This window comes from Brucella sp. HL-2, assembly GCF_025846885.2.
In the GTDB taxonomy this organism is placed as follows: domain Bacteria; phylum Pseudomonadota; class Alphaproteobacteria; order Rhizobiales; family Rhizobiaceae; genus Brucella; species Brucella quorumnocens.
Genome location: NZ_JAOYTK010000006.1, coordinates 14,296 through 31,120, shown reverse-complemented (window position 1 = coordinate 31,120; position 16,825 = coordinate 14,296). Strand labels below are relative to the sequence as shown.

Sequence of the window (16,825 nt, the reverse complement as noted above, 5' to 3'; positions counted from 1 at the left end):
TCAGCCAGCCTCATTGGGCGGCCAGTTCTGCGTCTTGATGCGGCTTGTCCATTCAAGGAAATCCGCCAGATCGTTGAGTTCCTTTTCGCTCAGGTTGAACTGTGGCATCTGACGACGCCCCTCAATTCCCGTGGGCTGCGCTTGCATCCAGGCCTTCATCGTCTCGCGTGCACCTTCGGGGTCATCCTCGCCGCCGTAACGCTTCCAGACATTGCCGAGCTCAGGTGCGAAATAGGCCCCCTCGCCCAAAAGCGTGTGGCAATTGATGCAGGAGTTTTTCTCCCAGATGTGCTTTCCACGTGCGACCGCTTCGGTCAGCGTCGATTCATCTGTGGACGTGGTTTTCATGTAGTAATGGCTGTGCGCCGTCAGCCCCACGAAGATCGCGAAAAAGAAAATAGAACCGCCGTAGAAGACGTTTCGGGCGCCGGTCTTGGTTAGGCGTTCTGCCATCCCCTTCGTCCTTTCACTGGCCGAAGGCGGAGCCCCGGCATCTCATCCCCCGTCGATGGTGCGGCTGGTCAATCCCCTCGCCAGCATCACGGGACTGCACCCTTCTATCGAGCGGTGAAAAGACATCTTTGCGTTTTGGCAAAGACTGGAGCGTTTACAGCGGTTCCAGCTAATATTGAATCGTTGGGCCACTGTAACTATTTGTTTTTACGCATTTCCGAACGCAAACCGGTTCCCACTTTTCTGGAAATGCTTTAGAGCGCATCCCGAAAAGTGTGAAACGGTTTTCGGACAAAGCTGCGCGTTAAAACAGATAATTAGAGTGCCGATCTGATCCAATCAGATCGAAACGCACTCTAAGCAAAAACTGCGCAAAACAATGAGATTGTATGGTTGTTCAAAGAAGGAAGCGGACTGCTACAGAGCGCATGAGGGCGAGTATAAGCAGCGCAGCCGGCCAAGCCAGCAAGGCAGGCTTCAACGCGCCTCTGGTGGCGCGCATTTCCATGAAATCGAGAACGACGAACCAGCCTTTTGCAAAGGCAAGAGTCAGAACAGCGATGATTGCGGCAAGCATGCTGGCGCTCAAACTGGCAATCAGCGCACCACTCATTGCAAGCGCCAGCAAAATGAGAAGTGTGCGGTTGAGGGCCCTGTACTCTCCGTTTTTCATTTCGTCACCTCACGCAAGATAAAGAACCGGGAACATAACCAGCCAGACAAGGTCAATCGCGTGCCAGAGCGTGCTGATAAGCAGAACATTGGAAGCGGACGGACGCCACGCCACCAGCGCCAAAATGATTGAGCCAAACAGTACATGCATGAGATGAAAGCCGGTGAGGAGAAAGTAGAGCTCGAAAAACGCCCCCACAGCTTCGTCGCCCACAAACTGGATTTCGTGCGAGTATTCGACGAATTTGAAGGCCACGAATACAAGACCAAAAAACGCTGCCCCCAACAGCGGGCGTCTTGCTTTCTTTGCATTATGTCGTTGCCGCACAGCGATTGCAGCCTGCCAGCCGCTTATCAGCAGCACGATCGTGTTGATTGCAGCAAGACCGGGGCTGAGATGCGCCCGCAATTGCGCCACACCGTCTGAATTGATGATCGACATCACCATGAAGGCGATCAGCAAAATTGCAAAAGTGACAAGTTCGCTCCAGACGAGAATCCAGAGCAGAAGATTGTCCTCCGGTTCATCGTCTGAAATCGTTGCCGCGAAGGCTGTGTCTTCCGTTTCAAGCATGGGGCATGCCTAGCCCGCTCATCCCCCATCTTCTTTGCGTTTTGACAAAGAAAAATCATGTGCGTGGAGGCATCGTTCCTTTTCAAAGCAAGGAATCTTTCAATGACGGATGCACAGATCGGACTCATGGTTGCCACGCCTGCAATCATCGCCTTTTCGCTGGTTCTCTATCGAATGGGGGCCTTGCAGGGCGCGGGCACACTTTCAGCGGTTGCAGCATCTATCGTGATTGCTGTCATCCTGTTCTTTGGTCAATAAAGCACTTCCAGTTTATGATGAATCATAGGAAATGCATCTCACTGTTTATTTCTACGTATGTCTTTATCCCAAAAATGCTTCGCACTTTTCGGGATGCGCTTTAGTAGCGGGGCCAAAATTGATCCAGAACAAGGCAGCTCTGTCAGAAAGCCATTACAGTGGCTCCAGTTACAGCGGTTCTAGTTAATATTGAATCGTTGGAACCGCTGTAACTGGAAATGCTGTAATTCTTTGTCTTGTTTGAGATGCATCAAAGCAGCATCGCATCGATCAGTTTACAAAAGCTGTCATGGTGACGCTGGCTGTCGTCATCATCTTTCGGCAGTGACGGCCTTGGAAAACTATAATGTCAATCGAACCTGTTTCGGTAAATCCTGTCATCGACGTGCGCACCATTCCGCCCATCACACGACATGCGACCATTTTTTCCATGATTGATGCGCTTGAACCGGGCGATGCGCTGGAGATCGTCAACGATCATGACCCAGTGCCATTGCGCCGCCAGCTCGAGGCCCGCAATCCTGGCGATTTTTCCTGGGTCTATAAGGAGACCGGTCCTGTCTGGCGTGTCGAAATTGCACGGCGCAAGCTTCATGGTTCAGACCATGAGTGCACTTGCGGCAATCACTAACCTATTCATGAAGGGTTGGAGATGATCGGTGCCGCGCTTTCCCGCTGGACTCTGTCCTATTTTGCAGCCTCTCTCGTCTTCCTCATAGCTGGGGTCGGATTGATGGCAGGCGGCTTTGGCTATCCGTTTCATGGAATTCGGGCACCGGAAACTCTCATCCTCGTCCATATCATCGCTATCGGCTGGCTGGCATTGCTGATGAGTGGCGCATTGTTGCAGTTCGTGCCGGTCCTGGTTGCAAAGCCCCTTTGGGGAAGTTCCGCACAGCTGCCAGCACTTTTGCTGTTGCTCACAGGAATGACCGGACTGCTTTTCAGTTTTGCAGGCATGTCTGGATTGCTCGACAATTCGGTTTGGCTGCTTCCCATGTCGGGTCTGCTTTTAATCGCAGGCTTTTCGCTGATCGTTCTGATGCTTGGGATGACAATCTGGAAAGCGCGCCCCATTACGTTGCCCACACGCTTCGTCGCCATTGGTATCGGCTGCCTACTGATAGTCGCCTGTCTTGGAGGGCTTTATACCTTCGTTCTTTCAGGGATGACCGAGCAGGTTATCGCTCTTGATATCGCCGGATCGACCATATCCATTCATGCGGCGCTGGCACTTGGCGGCTGGATGACTTTTACAGCCATGGGCGTGAGCTATCGATTGCTCACCATGTTCATGCTTTCGCCGGACAGCAACACGAAGCGCACCAGGCTTTCATGGTGGTTGGGTCTTGCTGCATTGATAATCCTTGGCCTCGGCATCGCACTTGTTGCTTTCGGTGCCAGTCAACCTGAAATCACACAATCGATCGCGCTCGTTCCGGGTATCGTCTGCATTTCTCTTTACATTCTCGACGTGCGCGCAATTTATCAGCGGCGCAAACGCAGGACGATTGAATTGAACAGTGCCGCCAGCATTTCTGCATTTGCAGCTTTGCTGATTTCGATGGTGCTTGCGCTGACAATGCTCTTTACCGGCATGACCGATAAGATGGTTGCCGCACTCGTTTATCTGTTTGTCTTCGGTTGGCTTTCAGGCCTGAGCCTCGCACAGCTTTACAAAATCGTTCCGTTTCTCACCTGGCTCGAATGCTATGGACCCGTCATGGGCCGCGTGCAGACGCCACGTGTGCAGGACATGGTGCGTGAGCGACATGCCCGCCACTGGTTCATCCTTTATTATGGGAGCGTTGGGTTCAGCACCTTGGCCCTGATCGCCGACTATCCAATCATCTTCAGGCTGTCATCTTCACTTACCCTTATTACCATTCTGGCTTTGAGCATTCACTTTTTCCGCGCCCGGCGGCTTCTGGACGTACCGACCAGTTTGCGCCTGCCCAATGGCGTGGCCCTACCCAACCTTATCCATGCCGGTACGCCCGTGCTTAAAGCGCGTCGCGTTTTATCGCAGCGTGACCACACGCTTTAAGTCTTTGTTTTTACGCATGTCGATATCGGAAATCCGGTTCCCACTTTTCCGCGACATGCTTTAGGAGGTCGAAATGACATTATCCATTCAGGAAATCGCTCATCGTGAGTTGGATGTGCGCCCCTTGCTCAAAAGGGGTGTGGAACCCTTTCAGGCAATCATGGATGCCACGGAAACTCTGCTGCCCGGCCAGAGTCTCCTGCTTGTAACACCCTTCAAACCGGTTCCGCTTTTTGCCGTGATGGAACGCAAAGGGTTTCGTGCAGAGCCGCAACCGATCGGTGACGGCGACTGGCAAACGCTGTTTTCTCCAACGCAAGACGCGGTGCCGGAAATCCAGCTGTCGAACAATGTAAGTTCGCCCGATATCTGGCCTGAACCTTCGCATTATCTCGATTGCTCAGACATGCAACCACCTGAGCCAATGGTTCATATACTGGCAGAACTCGAACGCATGACAGACGGCGAGGTCTTGTTCGCTCTGCTTCACCGCGAACCACTCTTCTTGTTTCCAGAGCTTGAAAGACGCGGCCATGAATGGGTCGGCAACTTCGATGAAACCGGCAGTGCCTACCGTATCATGATCCGCGTTGGCCAAGAGCGACAAGAGTGAGGACAAAGCCATGCAAAGCGAAAATGATGTCCAACTCGAATATGCTATCCTCAAGGCACTGCGGCTGATACTTGATCCGGAGCTGGGCGTTAATCTGGTTGATCTGGGCATGATCTACCACATTGAGGTCACAGGCGACGGAACGGTCAATGTGGAGATGACAACGACCACACCCGGTTGCCCCGCCGCAGGATTTCTCACGCAAGCCGTGCAAACATGCGTGGAAGCTGTCGACGGCGTTTCACGCGCCAATGTCGAACTGACATATGAACCGGCATGGATGCCGGAGATGGCACTGCCGGAAGTTCAATCCCGTTTCACAGGCCTCTCTTTATAACAGGCACCATAAGAGACATGACCCCCAACCGTCTCACGAAAACCCGCGATTGAAATTAAAGCATTTCCAGCAAAAGTGGGAACCGGTTTTGCGTTCGGAAATGCGTAAGAACAAATAGTTACAGCGGTTCCAACAGTTCAATATTAACTGGAACCGCTGTAATCAATCTTTGGTTTTACTTTTGACAACACGCGTCAGCTGCAATCGTCCTTTGTGCTATCGCAAATAAGCGCTTGGAAACTTAGCGGGCACGATCCAACTTATTGTAATTAAACGATAATTAATTCCACAATTTATGATCTATGTTGATTGCGGTCAAGGAAGCAACCCAGCCGATCTCCTATACATAAAACGACAGAGCAAAGAGCGCTCGGTCCTATCGTATAGGAGAGAACCGATGGTAGACCAGATGCAGATCAACCGCCGCACGATACTTGCAGGAGCAGCACTCGCTGGTGCGCTTGCGCCGGTGTTTGCGACAACATCCGCCTGGGGCAATGGCGCAATACGGAAGGCCAGTGCAGCGGAAATTGCAGCGCTTCCCCGGCAGAAAGTGGAGCTGGTGGACCCACCATTCGTCCACGCTCACAGCCAGGTCGCAGAAGGTGGGCCGAAGGTCATCGAATTTACGATGGTGATCGAGGAAAAGAAGATCGTTATCGACGATGCGGGGACCGAAGTTCACGCAATGGCTTTCAATGGCACCGTTCCCGGTCCGCTGATGGTGGTGCATCAGGACGACTATGTTGAGCTGACGCTCATCAATCCTGAAACCAACACGCTCATGCACAATATCGATTTCCATGCAGCAACCGGTGCATTGGGTGGCGGTGGGCTCACCGAGATCAACCCCGGTGAAAAGACGATCCTGCGCTTCAAGGCTACCAAGCCCGGCGTCTTCGTCTATCACTGCGCACCTCCCGGAATGGTTCCCTGGCACGTTGTCTCGGGCATGAATGGGGCGATCATGGTATTGCCACGCGATGGACTGCACGACGGCAAGGGCAACAAGCTCTCTTACGACAAAGTCTATTATGTCGGTGAGCAGGACTTCTATGTGCCGCGCGATGAGGCTGGTCAGTACAAGAAATACGATGCACCGGGCGATGCCTACGAAGACACCGTGAAGGTGATGCGTACCCTGACCCCGACACACGTTGTCTTTAACGGTGCTGTGGGTGCATTGACGGGCGACAAGGCAATGACCGCCAAAGTTGGTGAGAAGGTGCTGATCGTTCACTCGCAGGCCAATCGCGATACCAGGCCACATCTTATTGGCGGACATGGCGACTATGTGTGGTCAACAGGCAAGTTCAACACGCCGCCAGATCTTGATCAGGAAACCTGGTTCATTCCGGGCGGGGCCGCGGCAGCAGCCTTCTACACATTCCAGCAGCCGGGCATCTACGCCTATGTGAACCACAATCTGATCGAAGCCTTTGAACTGGGTGCGGCTGCGCACTTCAAAGTCACCGGCGAATGGAATGATGATCTGATGACGTCGATCCTGGCGCCGTCCGGCATGTAACGAAAAGACTGAAACTTCTTTGGTGATTGTCGAATGAAGAAAGGCTTGGGGCCGTATCTGCAAAAGGAAACGGCCTCTCGATACCAAATGACCAAAGGTTGCAAGAGAAAACCCCTGCGCGAATTGGCCGTGGCTGTGCCCGCTGTCTTGCTGGCGGTGGTTGCGGGTTTGTTTGTGGTCGATGCCGCAGGACGCGCAGAGCGCAGCTCTCGGGATACCCAATTTGAGCGCCCGCAGACCATTGTCGTTGCACCGCGCAGCATGACCTATCGCGCTGATGGCGACTTTCAAAAAAACAATTATCCGGTGGATGCGCCGCTGACGACACGCAAACTCGCGCGGTCTTTTGAGATCATGAAATATCAGGTCAGCGCATCCGATTATGAGCGTTGCATTGCCGATGGCGACTGCCAACCGGCAGAAGCGTTACCGCATAATCGAAACGGTTTAGACACAGACGCACCGATTGTCGGTGTGAGCTACGATGATGCCGAAAACTATGCGAAATGGCTCTCGCAAAAGACCGGCGAAGTCTGGCATCTGCCCACGGACGAGCAATGGGCTTTTGCTGCCGGCTCTCGCTTCACCGATACCGCACTCGGCATTGAGGAAAATGCAGCCAATCCGGCTTTACGCTGGCTCAAGGACTATGAGCAGCAAAGCGCACGCAAGCTTGAGCGCAGCCCCGAAGTCCGTTCTGCCGGTGCATTTGGCGAGAACGAACTGGGCATCGCGGACGTTGCGGGCAATGTGTGGGAATGGACACAGACCTGCCATCGTCGGGTGAATATCGATGCCTATGGCAAGGTCGTTGCGGAGACGCCCGTCTGCGGGGTCTATGTGGTCAATGGCAAGCATCGCGCCGCCATGAGTTCATTCATTCGAAACCCAAAGACGGGTGGCTGCAGTGTCGGTGTGCCACCCGACAATCTGGGCTTTCGTCTGGTTCGCGATGATCGTTGGTATGCGGTTGTACTGAAGCGGCTGAAGGAATTTTCCATATGACGGTTTTTGCTTGAATGCCCTATTTTATACCCCCGAGACTATCCCTTATTCCTCTAGCTGTGCTAAAGCGACGATGGGGATTTTTAGTAGGGGATGCGTGATGGCCACGATAGATCGCGGGCTTGTCAGAAAACTATCGTTGTTCGCAAAGATGAGCGATGACGAGCTGGACAAGCTTGTGTCTTACGCCTCAACGCGGCGTGTTGTTCCGGGTGAAACCATTTTTGAACAGGGCGACGAAGCCGTCCTGTTCTTTTTGCTGCTTCACGGTCGCCTCAAGGTCAATCAGGTGACGCCAGACGGACAGCAGATCATTGTTCGCATGGTGCATCCCGGTGATCTGTTTGGCTTCGCCAAAGCTCTCCAACGCAGCGACTATCCCGGCACCGCAATGGCTGTTGCTGAAAGCATCGTTCTGGCCTGGCCGACCGAGCTTTGGGACTATTTTGTCGAGCAGAACCCCGGTCTCGCCATGAATGCGATCCAGACGATCGGCAAGCGACTTGAAGAAGCGCACACCCGCATTCGCGAAATGTCGACCGAGGAAGTGGAGCGCCGCGTTGCACATGCTGTTCTCCGCCTTGCCCGTCAAGCGGGTAAGAAGGAAGAAGACGGCATCCGCATCGATTTTCCGATCACCCGTCAGGATATTGCCGAAATGACCGGAACAACCCTTCACACGGTCTCCCGCATTCTGAGCAGCTGGGAGACAAAAGGCTTCGTTCGCGGCGGACGTCAAAAGCTCACGGTCATCAATATGTCCGGCATCAAACGGCTTGCCGACGGCGATTCTTAGCCCGCTTCGCACTTTTGCGGAAATGCTTTAAGGCACGATATCCGTCTTGGCCGTCCGTATGCTTTGTTCTTCAGGCTTCATGAAAAACGCCCTGTCGCCGCCAACATCAAACATCAAGGTCCGTTCAATGGCCGCGATATAATCCGACGAAGATGAGGCCGTCGCGATAACGTTCCCACCTCTCCCGACAAAGTCATTTTGTACGGCAATGATGTTGGTGGTCGCTGCGGACGGTCGGATAATATCAACGATATCGCCAGCAGATATGTTCACTATTCTTCTGTTAGAACCCCAGGGAGCAGCTTTCAATTCGGCTAAAGCCGCATCTATCAAATGCGAAAACGATCTCCTCTCATGAGAGAGATCACTATCAGAACGACCATAATCATTCAGCGCAATTGCTCTGGCGGCTGCATCGGCATCCGTTTCGCTGCAAATTTGCGACCATGGCAGAACGACATCTTCCTTTTGCGTCCTGGACCATTCGCGATAGGTGACTGCAACACACTGGTTCGGACCGCTGGTCATGACATCGTGCAAAGACCGTAATGCTGCGACGTGTCCAGCACGGACCATCTGCACAGTGTCAGAATCCAGGAGGGATGACCGATCGACCGCAAAGACAATAGCAACATCGACACGATCCGAACGCTCCATCTTCTCTGCCGCAGCCCGTCCGCTCCCAAATGACAACGATCCAAGCAGCATTGCAGCAACTGAGATCAGAACTGACCGACTAAAATCACCAAAATTTGCGTGTTTGCGAAACATGGTTGCCGCCCCAATCACCATCGCCGACGACCCGTCAGCGGATTGAGCGAGACCATAATCCCCTGATGCAACTGCTAAAATACGACATGTGCCGTATTTCATCCTATCAGGCCACTTGATAGCTTTCGATCAGGAGCGAAAACACTTCCATTCGAGCGAGCTATCGTGCATCCCGAAAAGTGTGAAACGGTTTTCGGATAAGATGCGCGTCCAAACAAGGCGCTTGAATAGCGGCTCTGGCAGTTAGGGTGGCTACTGCCAGAGCCGCAGTTATCAATGATTATGCGGAGGGCAATCCGAGGCGCACTGCATAGGCTGTCAACTCGGCGCTGCTATGAAGATTGAGTTTGCGCATAAGGTTTTCGCGGTGCTTGCGCGCAGTAAAAACACTTATTCCGAGCCGCTCTGCGATTTCTCTTGTTTTAGCGCCTTGCGGAATCAGAGCCAGAAATTGCAGTTCTCGTCTGGTGAGAGGAACCGGAGACTGGATGCCGATATTGGGTTCCGGCTCGTGACCGTTTGGTCGACTGAGCGCGATAGCCTGGTGTGCGGCACCATTATCGTTTCCGTTTTGAAGATTGGTAACAGTCGTCAGCAATTCGCCCGGATCGCCGTCTTTGGTGAGATAAGCATCCGCACCCGAGGCAAGCGCTGCTCTGATGGATCGAGACTCGCTGTTAGCCGACAGAATGACGATCTTCAGTTTTGGATAGGTTGTCCGCAATTGCTCTATAAACTGGAAACTATGAAATCCCGGCATTCCAAGATCAAGCAAGACCATATCGCAAGGTGTTTGCGCCAGAACGGCCAGTAAAGAAGAACAATCTCCGACTTCTCCAACCACAACTGTTTCGCTTATAGTCGAAAGAAGCAGTTTAAGTCCTTCGCGGACGATACTGTGATCGTCGGCCAAGATAATCCGGTAATTTACCCTCATCGAAAAGATGCCCCTCAAAACCACAAGCGAATACAGGATAGCATTATGGTCGCATTAGCGCTCTCTGAAAAAGACGAAAAATCTACGAGCGTTAATCCTGTCGATGAAGCGCGCATCAGGCAAGCGCTGGTCAATATCCTTTACAATCATTCGGCCGGGGTGTTGCTGACCAATATCTTCGTACCAATACCCTCGCTTCTGCTCTTCTGGGGTAAAGTTCCCAATGCATGGCTCATTGCCTGGTGCCTTTCGGTTTACCTGCTTACAATCACCCGTGTCATCGTCACACGCAGCTTTTTTCGCCGATCCAAGACGCCGGACTCCTATTCAAAATGGGCGTGGACTGCTGCCGGATTTTCGTGGTTATCGGGCTTGAACTGGGGCCTACTCGGGTTGATCGGTTTCGTATCTAACGAGCCGCATCTGCTGACCTTTGCGATGATCGTCATGACAGGGTTGACATGCGGTTCCGTGCCCACCTCATCTGCATTTCTGCCGGTCCTTGTCGGTTCGCTGTTTACCACAGTGCTGCCGAGCACGATCTATTGCATTCTGGCACAGGGCGAAGTCTACAATGCCTATCTCTTCCTCGTTGCCTGCCTCGTCATCATCAACTTCCATCACGGTCGAGTAACCCACCGGGACCTGGCTGAAACAATACGGCTGCGGTTTGAAAACGAAACGCTTGTCGATCAGCTCAAGAGTGAACGAGACAGGGTGGCGGCAGCGGACCGTGCCAAAACACGCTTTCTCGCAGCCGCCAGCCATGATTTACGCCAGCCTGTCCATGCGCTTGGCCTTTTCAATTCGACACTGGCCGCACTGGCGAGCAGAGGAAATGTCAATGCGACAGACGCTGGCAACATCGCCGGAAAGATCAGAAAGGTCGTTGGTAATCTCAGCTATCTGCTGAATGCGCTGCTCGATGTTTCACGTCTCGACGCACAGATTGTAACGCCCAACCGGGAAATCGTTTCAATCAACGATCTGTTCGACAACCTCAAGAACGAGTTCGCAGGCCTTGCTGAAAGCAAAGGCTTGGAATGGCGGATGGTGAAATGCTCCTATCATACCGACAGCGATCCGATGATGCTGCGGCAAATATTGGCCAATCTGATCACGAACGCCATTCGCTATACCGAAAGCGGGCGGATCGTTTTTGGCTGCCGCCGCAGAGGCGATAACGTCGAGATACAGGTATTCGATACCGGCCTGGGAATTCCGGTAAGCCAACACGTCACAGTTTTCGAAGAGTTCGTGCAGCTTCATAATCCTGAACGTGATCGCGACAAGGGTTTGGGTCTTGGCTTGTCCATCGTGAAGCGAACAGCAGAACTGCTCGGTCATCCAGTTCGTCTGGTGTCTCAGCCGGACAAGGGGTCGATGTTTTCGATCATGGTTCCGCTCGTCACCGACCAGCGCCAATCTGAAAAGACAATACAGAACATCCCTCAAACTGGTGGAAACATATTCATCGTCGATGACGAAAGCACCGTATTGGATGCGCTGTCCGGTCTCGTGGATGTTTGGGGATATCGCGCCTATGCGGGGCGCAATGCGGACGAAACATTTGTCGCTTGGCAGACTGATGAAACCGCAGCACAGTCTGCTGCAGATCTCATCATCGTCGACTACCGCCTTGAAGGCGGGATGATCGGAACGGAAGCAGCCAGCAGATTGTTCAAACATCTTGGGCGCAAACTGCCGGTGATTATCCTCACCGGCGACACCTCGCCCGAACGGCTGCGCGAAGCTTCCGCAAGCGGTTATATGCTGCTTCACAAACCGATTGATCCGAGTGAGTTGCTCCAAGCTATTCAGCAGCCAACACAGACCACGGTCTTGACCCGCTAGAAGAAAATTTCCAAGCCCGGCTTGAAACTCAGATCTCGCTTACTAACTGTTGGAGAGTGGACCGGGCCCCTCTGGCGGTTTTTTCAAACCGTGATGTCGGACCACTTCGAGCGCGCTCGAGGTCAGCCCGGAAATCCCCAGCCGACCTTGTGATATTTTGAACAGAGGTCGGATATGGAACTTTTTACATCACTTTTTATGGGAACACCTGTCTGGATGTGGCTGGTGTTTATCGGCATTGTTCTGGCTTTGCTGGTGCTCGATCTTGGCGTCTTCAACAAGGAAGACCATGAGATCGAGATCGGTGAAAGCCTGAAAATGTCGGCTTTCTACATCACACTCGGACTGGCTTTCTCCGGCTTCGTCTGGTGGCAGATGAGCAGCGAGGCAACGGCGCAGTATCTTACCGCCTTCGTGGTCGAAAAGACGCTGGCGCTCGACAATATCTTTGTCATCGCGCTGATTTTCAGCTTCTTCGCTATTCCTCGAAAATACCAGCATCGGGTCCTTTTCTGGGGCATTCTCGGTGTTATCGTGCTGCGTGGCATCATGATCGGTCTTGGTGCCACAATCGTCGCGAACTATCACTGGGTTCTCTATCTCTTCGCGGTGTTCCTCATCATCACCGGCATCAAGATGCTGTTTTCGGGTGAAGATGATGAGCCGGATATGAGCCGCAATCCGCTGCTGCGCTTTGCCCGCAAACACATGCGCGTCACGGATGAGCTGCACGGCAATGCCTTCTTCGTTCGATTGAAAGACAGCAAGACCGGCAAGACGGTGCGCTTTGCAACACCATTGTTTCTGGCGCTCATCATGATCGAAGTTGCGGATCTGATCTTTGCTGTCGATTCTGTCCCGGCAGTGTTCACCATCACCACCGATCCCTTCATCGTTTACACGTCGAATATTTTCGCAATTCTTGGTCTCAGAGCTCTGTTCTTTGCGCTCTCTGCCATCCTGCACCGCTTCGCCTATCTTAAATATGCGCTGTCGATCCTGCTGATCTTCATCGGCTCGAAAATGTTCATTGCCGATCTCATGGGGTGGGAAAAATTCCCGCCTGCCTGGTCGCTGGGTATCACCTTCGTCATTCTTGGCACGGGCGTCATCGTCTCGCTTGTGAAGACCAAAGATGCAGGAAAGCCGGTGGGCCATCATTAAAGCCAATGCAGGAAAAGCGGGAACCGGATTTCCGTTCGTAATTGCTTAAAAATAAAGAGTTAGATCTGCCCGGACCTTCATGGGTCCGGGCAGTCCACCTCACCCAACATTTTGGGTAGAACTGTCAGGATGCCGATCCGCACAAATTTCTCTAAAGGTGCTTTTTAAGGGTGATGTTCGTCGCGAAATAGAGGCTCCTTAACGTGAAGGAATGGAGAGAGATGCTCTTCCCCGAAACGAAAAATTTCGAATGTCACTATGATTTTGTGCGCACTTTAATTTACATAAACTCTAAAAAACATACGTACTTTGTCCGCTTACATTATAAGTACACCAATAATATGCGGCAATCTTTGATATAAATTCCGTAAGACTTATATTTCATGGGTTTTTACTGTTTTAAAATGAATAACATTATTTGTTTTACAATTTCTATTTAGAAATTATGATTTGGAGTTATTGAAATGAGCGAACATATTGAAAAATTGAAAAATGATTTCATTGCAGCGGCTCGCACTAGTAACGCAGCAGCTGACAGCACCGCTTACGGAAACGGCAGCGTAGCAAATGGCTATTTCAGCGCTGCATATGGCTCCAGCAGCACGGCAGCAGATGGTGGTACCGCGATAGGTTCCAATAGCGTTGCAACAACAGACAGCTTGGCGACAGGCGTCTTTAGCAAAGCCATAGGCGCCTGGAGTATAGTGACAGGTGCCTACAGTGAGGCTTCAGGGGACTTCAGCACTGTTTGTGGTAATTTCACCAGAGCGAAAGCTTCCTCTAGTACGGCGATAGGCATATTCAGTGAAGCATTCGGTGAAGAGAGTATAGCTGGCGGCGCGAACAGCAAAGCACATGGTATTAAAAGCACATGGATCGGTTCTGGAAGCCATGCAATTGGTGATAAAAGCACTGCAATCGGCGCAGAAAGCAATGCTGTCTATGAGAGCACTATTGCGATCGGTTATGGCAGTATAGCATCTGCCCAACAAAGCATATCTATAGGCCTTTCGAGCGAAGCATCTGGACCGGACGGCAGTGTTTCGATAGGCGGCAACTCCAAATCTCAGGGAGAGTCAAGCATCGCGATAGGTTATCTCGCTCAAGCTTTGGGGGAAGCAGGGACCGCTATAGGTACCGAAAGCTACGCATTCGATCAATTTAGTGTCGCAATAGGTTCGCTCAGCGTAACTGATCCGGTCGTTTCCACACCGACTATAACAATTTCCGGTCATGCATATAGGGTTGCGGGGGAACGCCCTAGAGCAGCATTCAGTATTGGATCGAGCGGCACGGGAGGAGATATCAGCGGCACTTTCTATCGAACGCTTACTAATCTTGCCGCCGGCAGAGTAGATGGTAGTTCAACAGACGCGATCAATGGAAGTCAATTAAGCGCTGTCATCGAAGCCATCAATGCTATTAACGCACGCTTGACCAGCGCCGGACTGTAAATTCGAAACTCAAGCCCTCCGACGCATAACCTTTCAACTAAGCCCTTTCACGCACGAAAGGGCTTAGCTTGTTTTGAAATGTGGTGCGCCCTAAGATTCCGCTTCGCTTTGTAAGCAAACGGCAGGCAGTACTGCGTTTGATACCCATCGAATAAAATTAATGGATTATCTCTACGCCTGCCCGCTCTAACGCTGCATAAACTGCACTTGGCGGCGGCTGGTCTGTAATAACAAGATCAATGCTTGAGGTTGGCAGGATTGAAAACTTATCCGAGCGTTGCAGCGCTGTATGGCTGGCAAGCACGACGAATTTTCTCGTTTGACGCCGTACAACCTGCGCCAATTGCAAATGGCGATCTGACGGCCCCAACAAACCACGTTCCACATCGAAGCCGCTTGCGCCCATGAAGGCTATATCGAAAACGCGCCGTGAAATAATCTCCATCGCTTCAAAGCCGAACGAAGCACGGGAATGCTTGTCGAACTGACCGCCACAAAGTGTGAGGTCCGTCTGTCCGCCCATCGCAAGCACGATCATGATATCGACCATCAAAGAGGTCGCGATGATTGGCGGTTCATGACGCGCTTCCCAAGCGGTCGCCAATGCGGTGGAACCGCCGCTGAAGAACACTGACATTCCCGGTCTAAGCAGGCCATGAGCAAGACGCGCGATGCGCTCTTTGGCTTCCCGATCCGCCCCGATGCGCAAGTCGATATGTGGCAGCCCCTTCGCCGTTACCGCACGTGCTCCGCCATGGACGCGCATCGCCTGACCCTTCTCCTCCAGTGAGGCGAGATCGCGCCTTATCGTTTCTTCTGAAACTGAAAACATACCGGCCAGTTCTGCACATGTTGCATCACCAAGTCTGATGAGACGATCGCGAATGCGGTCCTGCCGGTCGGAGGGGCGGATCGGTCTTTGTGCCATTGTGCGGCCCTGTAATTATTAAGCTGCGACTGGCCTACAGGGCTTATCTCACAGGAATACGACAAAGTTTCACGCAAACAGTCATTAAACGGGCAATTATCGCAAAGACTGGTCGAAACCGACAATTCGCGTGTCATTCATGCCCGATAGTTTGTGCCCAAATCGGACACAGGAGTGACGGACATGGTCGAACTTTCAAGACGTAGTTTTCTGACAGCCTCAGCGGCACTGGCAGCCACAAGCACCTTCGGCATCTCTTCGGCTTTTTCTGCCGACGCCAAGATTGAAATCTCCAGCATCTGGGGACCAGACAAGCCGTTCCAGAAAGTCGTTGATGCTTTCAATGCGCTGAAGACCGGCGTTACAGTCACCAACCGTTTCGATGGCGATTACGAAACAGCGACCGCCAAGGCACTCGCCGGTATTGCTGCGGGCAAGCCACCAGCAATCATGGTGACGGGCTGGAAGTTCGGATATTTCGCACGCCGCACCCTTGGCGCACGCGATCTCACCGAAATCGATGCGACAAAAGCGAAGGCAATCATCGCGAACTTCGTTCCTTCGCTGATGCCGCTGGTCACAATCGATGATGCGGTGATCGGCCTGCCATGGGCCATGTCCACACCAATCACTTTCATCAATAGCGCACTTTGGGCTGAAGCCGAGCTGGATCCGAACCTGCCGGAATATCCGGATACCGACTGGCTTTATAATGCCGCGCGCACGCTCGATGAAAAGCTCAAGGGCAAACACGCGACCTATCGTTCAGCACTCGCTCTTTCCAACAATGAATGGACAAGCCAGTCCTTCATACAGAATGCTGGTGGATACATCATCGATCCTTCAGGCAAGCTCGCTCTGAACAGCGATGAGGCCGCAAAAGGCATGGAGCTATTCTGCCAACCAGCCCATCAGGGTCTCTGGACACCCGTCAGCGGCAAGGAACAGGATGCCGCTTTTGAAGCTGGCGCGCTTGCGATCTGCACCACAAGCTCGACACGCGCTGCCAGCTTCCCGTTTGGTAACGCCAAGGCGATCACCGCACGCTTCCCGGGCGTTCCGGGCCATGCCCGCAATATGAACAGTGGCGGAAATTTCCTCGCCGTCTATGCAAAGAACGACGAACAGGCCAAGGCTTCACTTGCGTTCCTCGAATTCTGCGCCTCGCCGGAAGGTCAGAAAATCTGGTCGGAAGTCGGCTATCTCAACACATCCGTTCACGATATTCCGCTGATCAACGACTTCATGAAACCAGCAGCAGGACAGTTGCAAGACGGTTTGACTGCCGAAACCATCTGGCCGGGCAAGCGTGGTCTCGAAGGCCAGAACATCTGGCGCAAGTGGGTTTCGCGCATGTTGACGAAAGAGACCGACATCAAAACCGGTCTCAAATCGGCTCACGACGAACTTGCAACTGTGCTGGTGGATGCCTGA

Annotated in this window: 18 protein-coding genes; 12 read left to right on the top strand and 6 right to left on the bottom strand. The window is 52.6% G+C overall.

Features of this window, described 5'->3' with window-relative positions:
* The 3 genes from OIV19_RS10170 to OIV19_RS10160 form a co-directional block, all read right to left on the bottom strand.
* Nucleotides 1-453 (bottom strand): c-type cytochrome, encoded by a 453-nt coding sequence (locus OIV19_RS10170; protein ID WP_264231567.1) that lies wholly within the window; start codon nt 451-453, stop codon nt 1-3.
* A 397-nt stretch (nt 454-850) separates the two neighbouring features.
* Nucleotides 851-1,126 carry a cytochrome C oxidase subunit IV family protein gene (locus OIV19_RS10165; protein ID WP_264231566.1) on the bottom strand — a complete coding sequence of 92 codons (276 nt, stop codon included), beginning with the start codon at nt 1,124-1,126 and terminating at the stop codon, nt 851-853.
* 9 nt (nt 1,127-1,135) lie between these two features.
* Entirely contained in the window at nt 1,136-1,699 is a 564-nt protein-coding gene (locus OIV19_RS10160; protein ID WP_151091177.1) for a cytochrome c oxidase subunit 3, read from the bottom strand.
* Between the two features lie 102 nt (nt 1,700-1,801).
* Here OIV19_RS10160 and OIV19_RS10155 point away from each other — a divergent pair, with 102 nt between their 5' ends.
* From OIV19_RS10155 to OIV19_RS10120, 8 genes are all read left to right on the top strand, one after another.
* Nucleotides 1,802-1,957, top strand: a complete 156-nt coding sequence (locus OIV19_RS10155) for a hypothetical protein (protein WP_264231565.1) — start codon at nt 1,802-1,804, stop codon at nt 1,955-1,957.
* A gap of 346 nt (nt 1,958-2,303) precedes the next feature.
* On the top strand, nt 2,304-2,588 hold the full coding sequence (locus OIV19_RS10150; RefSeq protein WP_264231564.1) for a DUF2249 domain-containing protein: 285 nt from the start codon (nt 2,304-2,306) through the stop codon (nt 2,586-2,588).
* A 21-nt stretch (nt 2,589-2,609) separates the two neighbouring features.
* Nucleotides 2,610-4,004, top strand: a complete 1,395-nt coding sequence (locus tag OIV19_RS10145; RefSeq protein ID WP_264231563.1) for a hypothetical protein — start codon at nt 2,610-2,612, stop codon at nt 4,002-4,004.
* Between the two features lie 73 nt (nt 4,005-4,077).
* Nucleotides 4,078-4,617: a DUF2249 domain-containing protein gene (locus OIV19_RS10140; RefSeq protein WP_264231562.1), complete on the top strand. Its 540-nt coding sequence runs from the start codon at nt 4,078-4,080 to the stop codon at nt 4,615-4,617.
* A gap of 10 nt (nt 4,618-4,627) precedes the next feature.
* A complete protein-coding gene (locus tag OIV19_RS10135) occupies nt 4,628-4,954 on the top strand; it encodes a metal-sulfur cluster assembly factor (RefSeq protein ID WP_264231561.1) in 327 nt (108 codons plus the stop codon).
* A gap of 397 nt (nt 4,955-5,351) precedes the next feature.
* Nucleotides 5,352-6,482 carry a copper-containing nitrite reductase gene (gene nirK / locus OIV19_RS10130; protein WP_151091182.1) on the top strand — a complete coding sequence of 377 codons (1,131 nt, stop codon included), beginning with the start codon at nt 5,352-5,354 and terminating at the stop codon, nt 6,480-6,482.
* 87 nt (nt 6,483-6,569) lie between these two features.
* On the top strand, nt 6,570-7,487 hold the full coding sequence (locus OIV19_RS10125) for a formylglycine-generating enzyme family protein (RefSeq protein ID WP_264231560.1): 918 nt from the start codon (nt 6,570-6,572) through the stop codon (nt 7,485-7,487).
* 100 nt (nt 7,488-7,587) lie between these two features.
* Nucleotides 7,588-8,283: a Crp/Fnr family transcriptional regulator gene (locus OIV19_RS10120; protein ID WP_095445123.1), complete on the top strand. Its 696-nt coding sequence runs from the start codon at nt 7,588-7,590 to the stop codon at nt 8,281-8,283.
* A 27-nt stretch (nt 8,284-8,310) separates the two neighbouring features.
* Here OIV19_RS10120 and OIV19_RS10115 read toward each other — a convergent pair whose 3' ends face one another.
* The gene (locus tag OIV19_RS10115; RefSeq protein WP_264231559.1) at nt 8,311-9,054 is read right to left on the bottom strand and encodes a DUF1194 domain-containing protein; all 744 of its coding nucleotides are present in this window, start codon (nt 9,052-9,054) and stop codon (nt 8,311-8,313) included.
* Nucleotides 9,055-9,334: 280 nt separating this feature from the next.
* The gene (locus OIV19_RS10110; RefSeq protein WP_095445125.1) at nt 9,335-9,991 is read right to left on the bottom strand and encodes a response regulator; all 657 of its coding nucleotides are present in this window, start codon (nt 9,989-9,991) and stop codon (nt 9,335-9,337) included.
* A gap of 45 nt (nt 9,992-10,036) precedes the next feature.
* Between OIV19_RS10110 and OIV19_RS10105 the strand changes: the two genes are divergently transcribed.
* From OIV19_RS10105 to OIV19_RS10095, 3 genes are all read left to right on the top strand, one after another.
* On the top strand, nt 10,037-11,845 hold the full coding sequence (locus OIV19_RS10105) for an ATP-binding response regulator (protein WP_151091185.1): 1,809 nt from the start codon (nt 10,037-10,039) through the stop codon (nt 11,843-11,845).
* Between the two features lie 174 nt (nt 11,846-12,019).
* Entirely contained in the window at nt 12,020-13,009 is a 990-nt protein-coding gene (locus OIV19_RS10100) for a TerC family protein (protein ID WP_264231558.1), read from the top strand.
* Between the two features lie 464 nt (nt 13,010-13,473).
* On the top strand, nt 13,474-14,463 hold the full coding sequence (locus OIV19_RS10095; protein WP_264231557.1) for a hypothetical protein: 990 nt from the start codon (nt 13,474-13,476) through the stop codon (nt 14,461-14,463).
* 157 nt (nt 14,464-14,620) lie between these two features.
* Here the strand turns inward: OIV19_RS10095 and OIV19_RS10090 are convergent, their stop codons facing one another.
* Nucleotides 14,621-15,391, bottom strand: coding sequence for a DeoR/GlpR family DNA-binding transcription regulator (locus tag OIV19_RS10090; RefSeq protein ID WP_264231556.1), 771 nt, complete (start codon nt 15,389-15,391; stop codon nt 14,621-14,623).
* Between the two features lie 183 nt (nt 15,392-15,574).
* Between OIV19_RS10090 and OIV19_RS10085 the strand changes: the two genes are divergently transcribed.
* Nucleotides 15,575-16,825 carry an extracellular solute-binding protein gene (locus OIV19_RS10085; protein WP_264231555.1) on the top strand — a complete coding sequence of 417 codons (1,251 nt, stop codon included), beginning with the start codon at nt 15,575-15,577 and terminating at the stop codon, nt 16,823-16,825.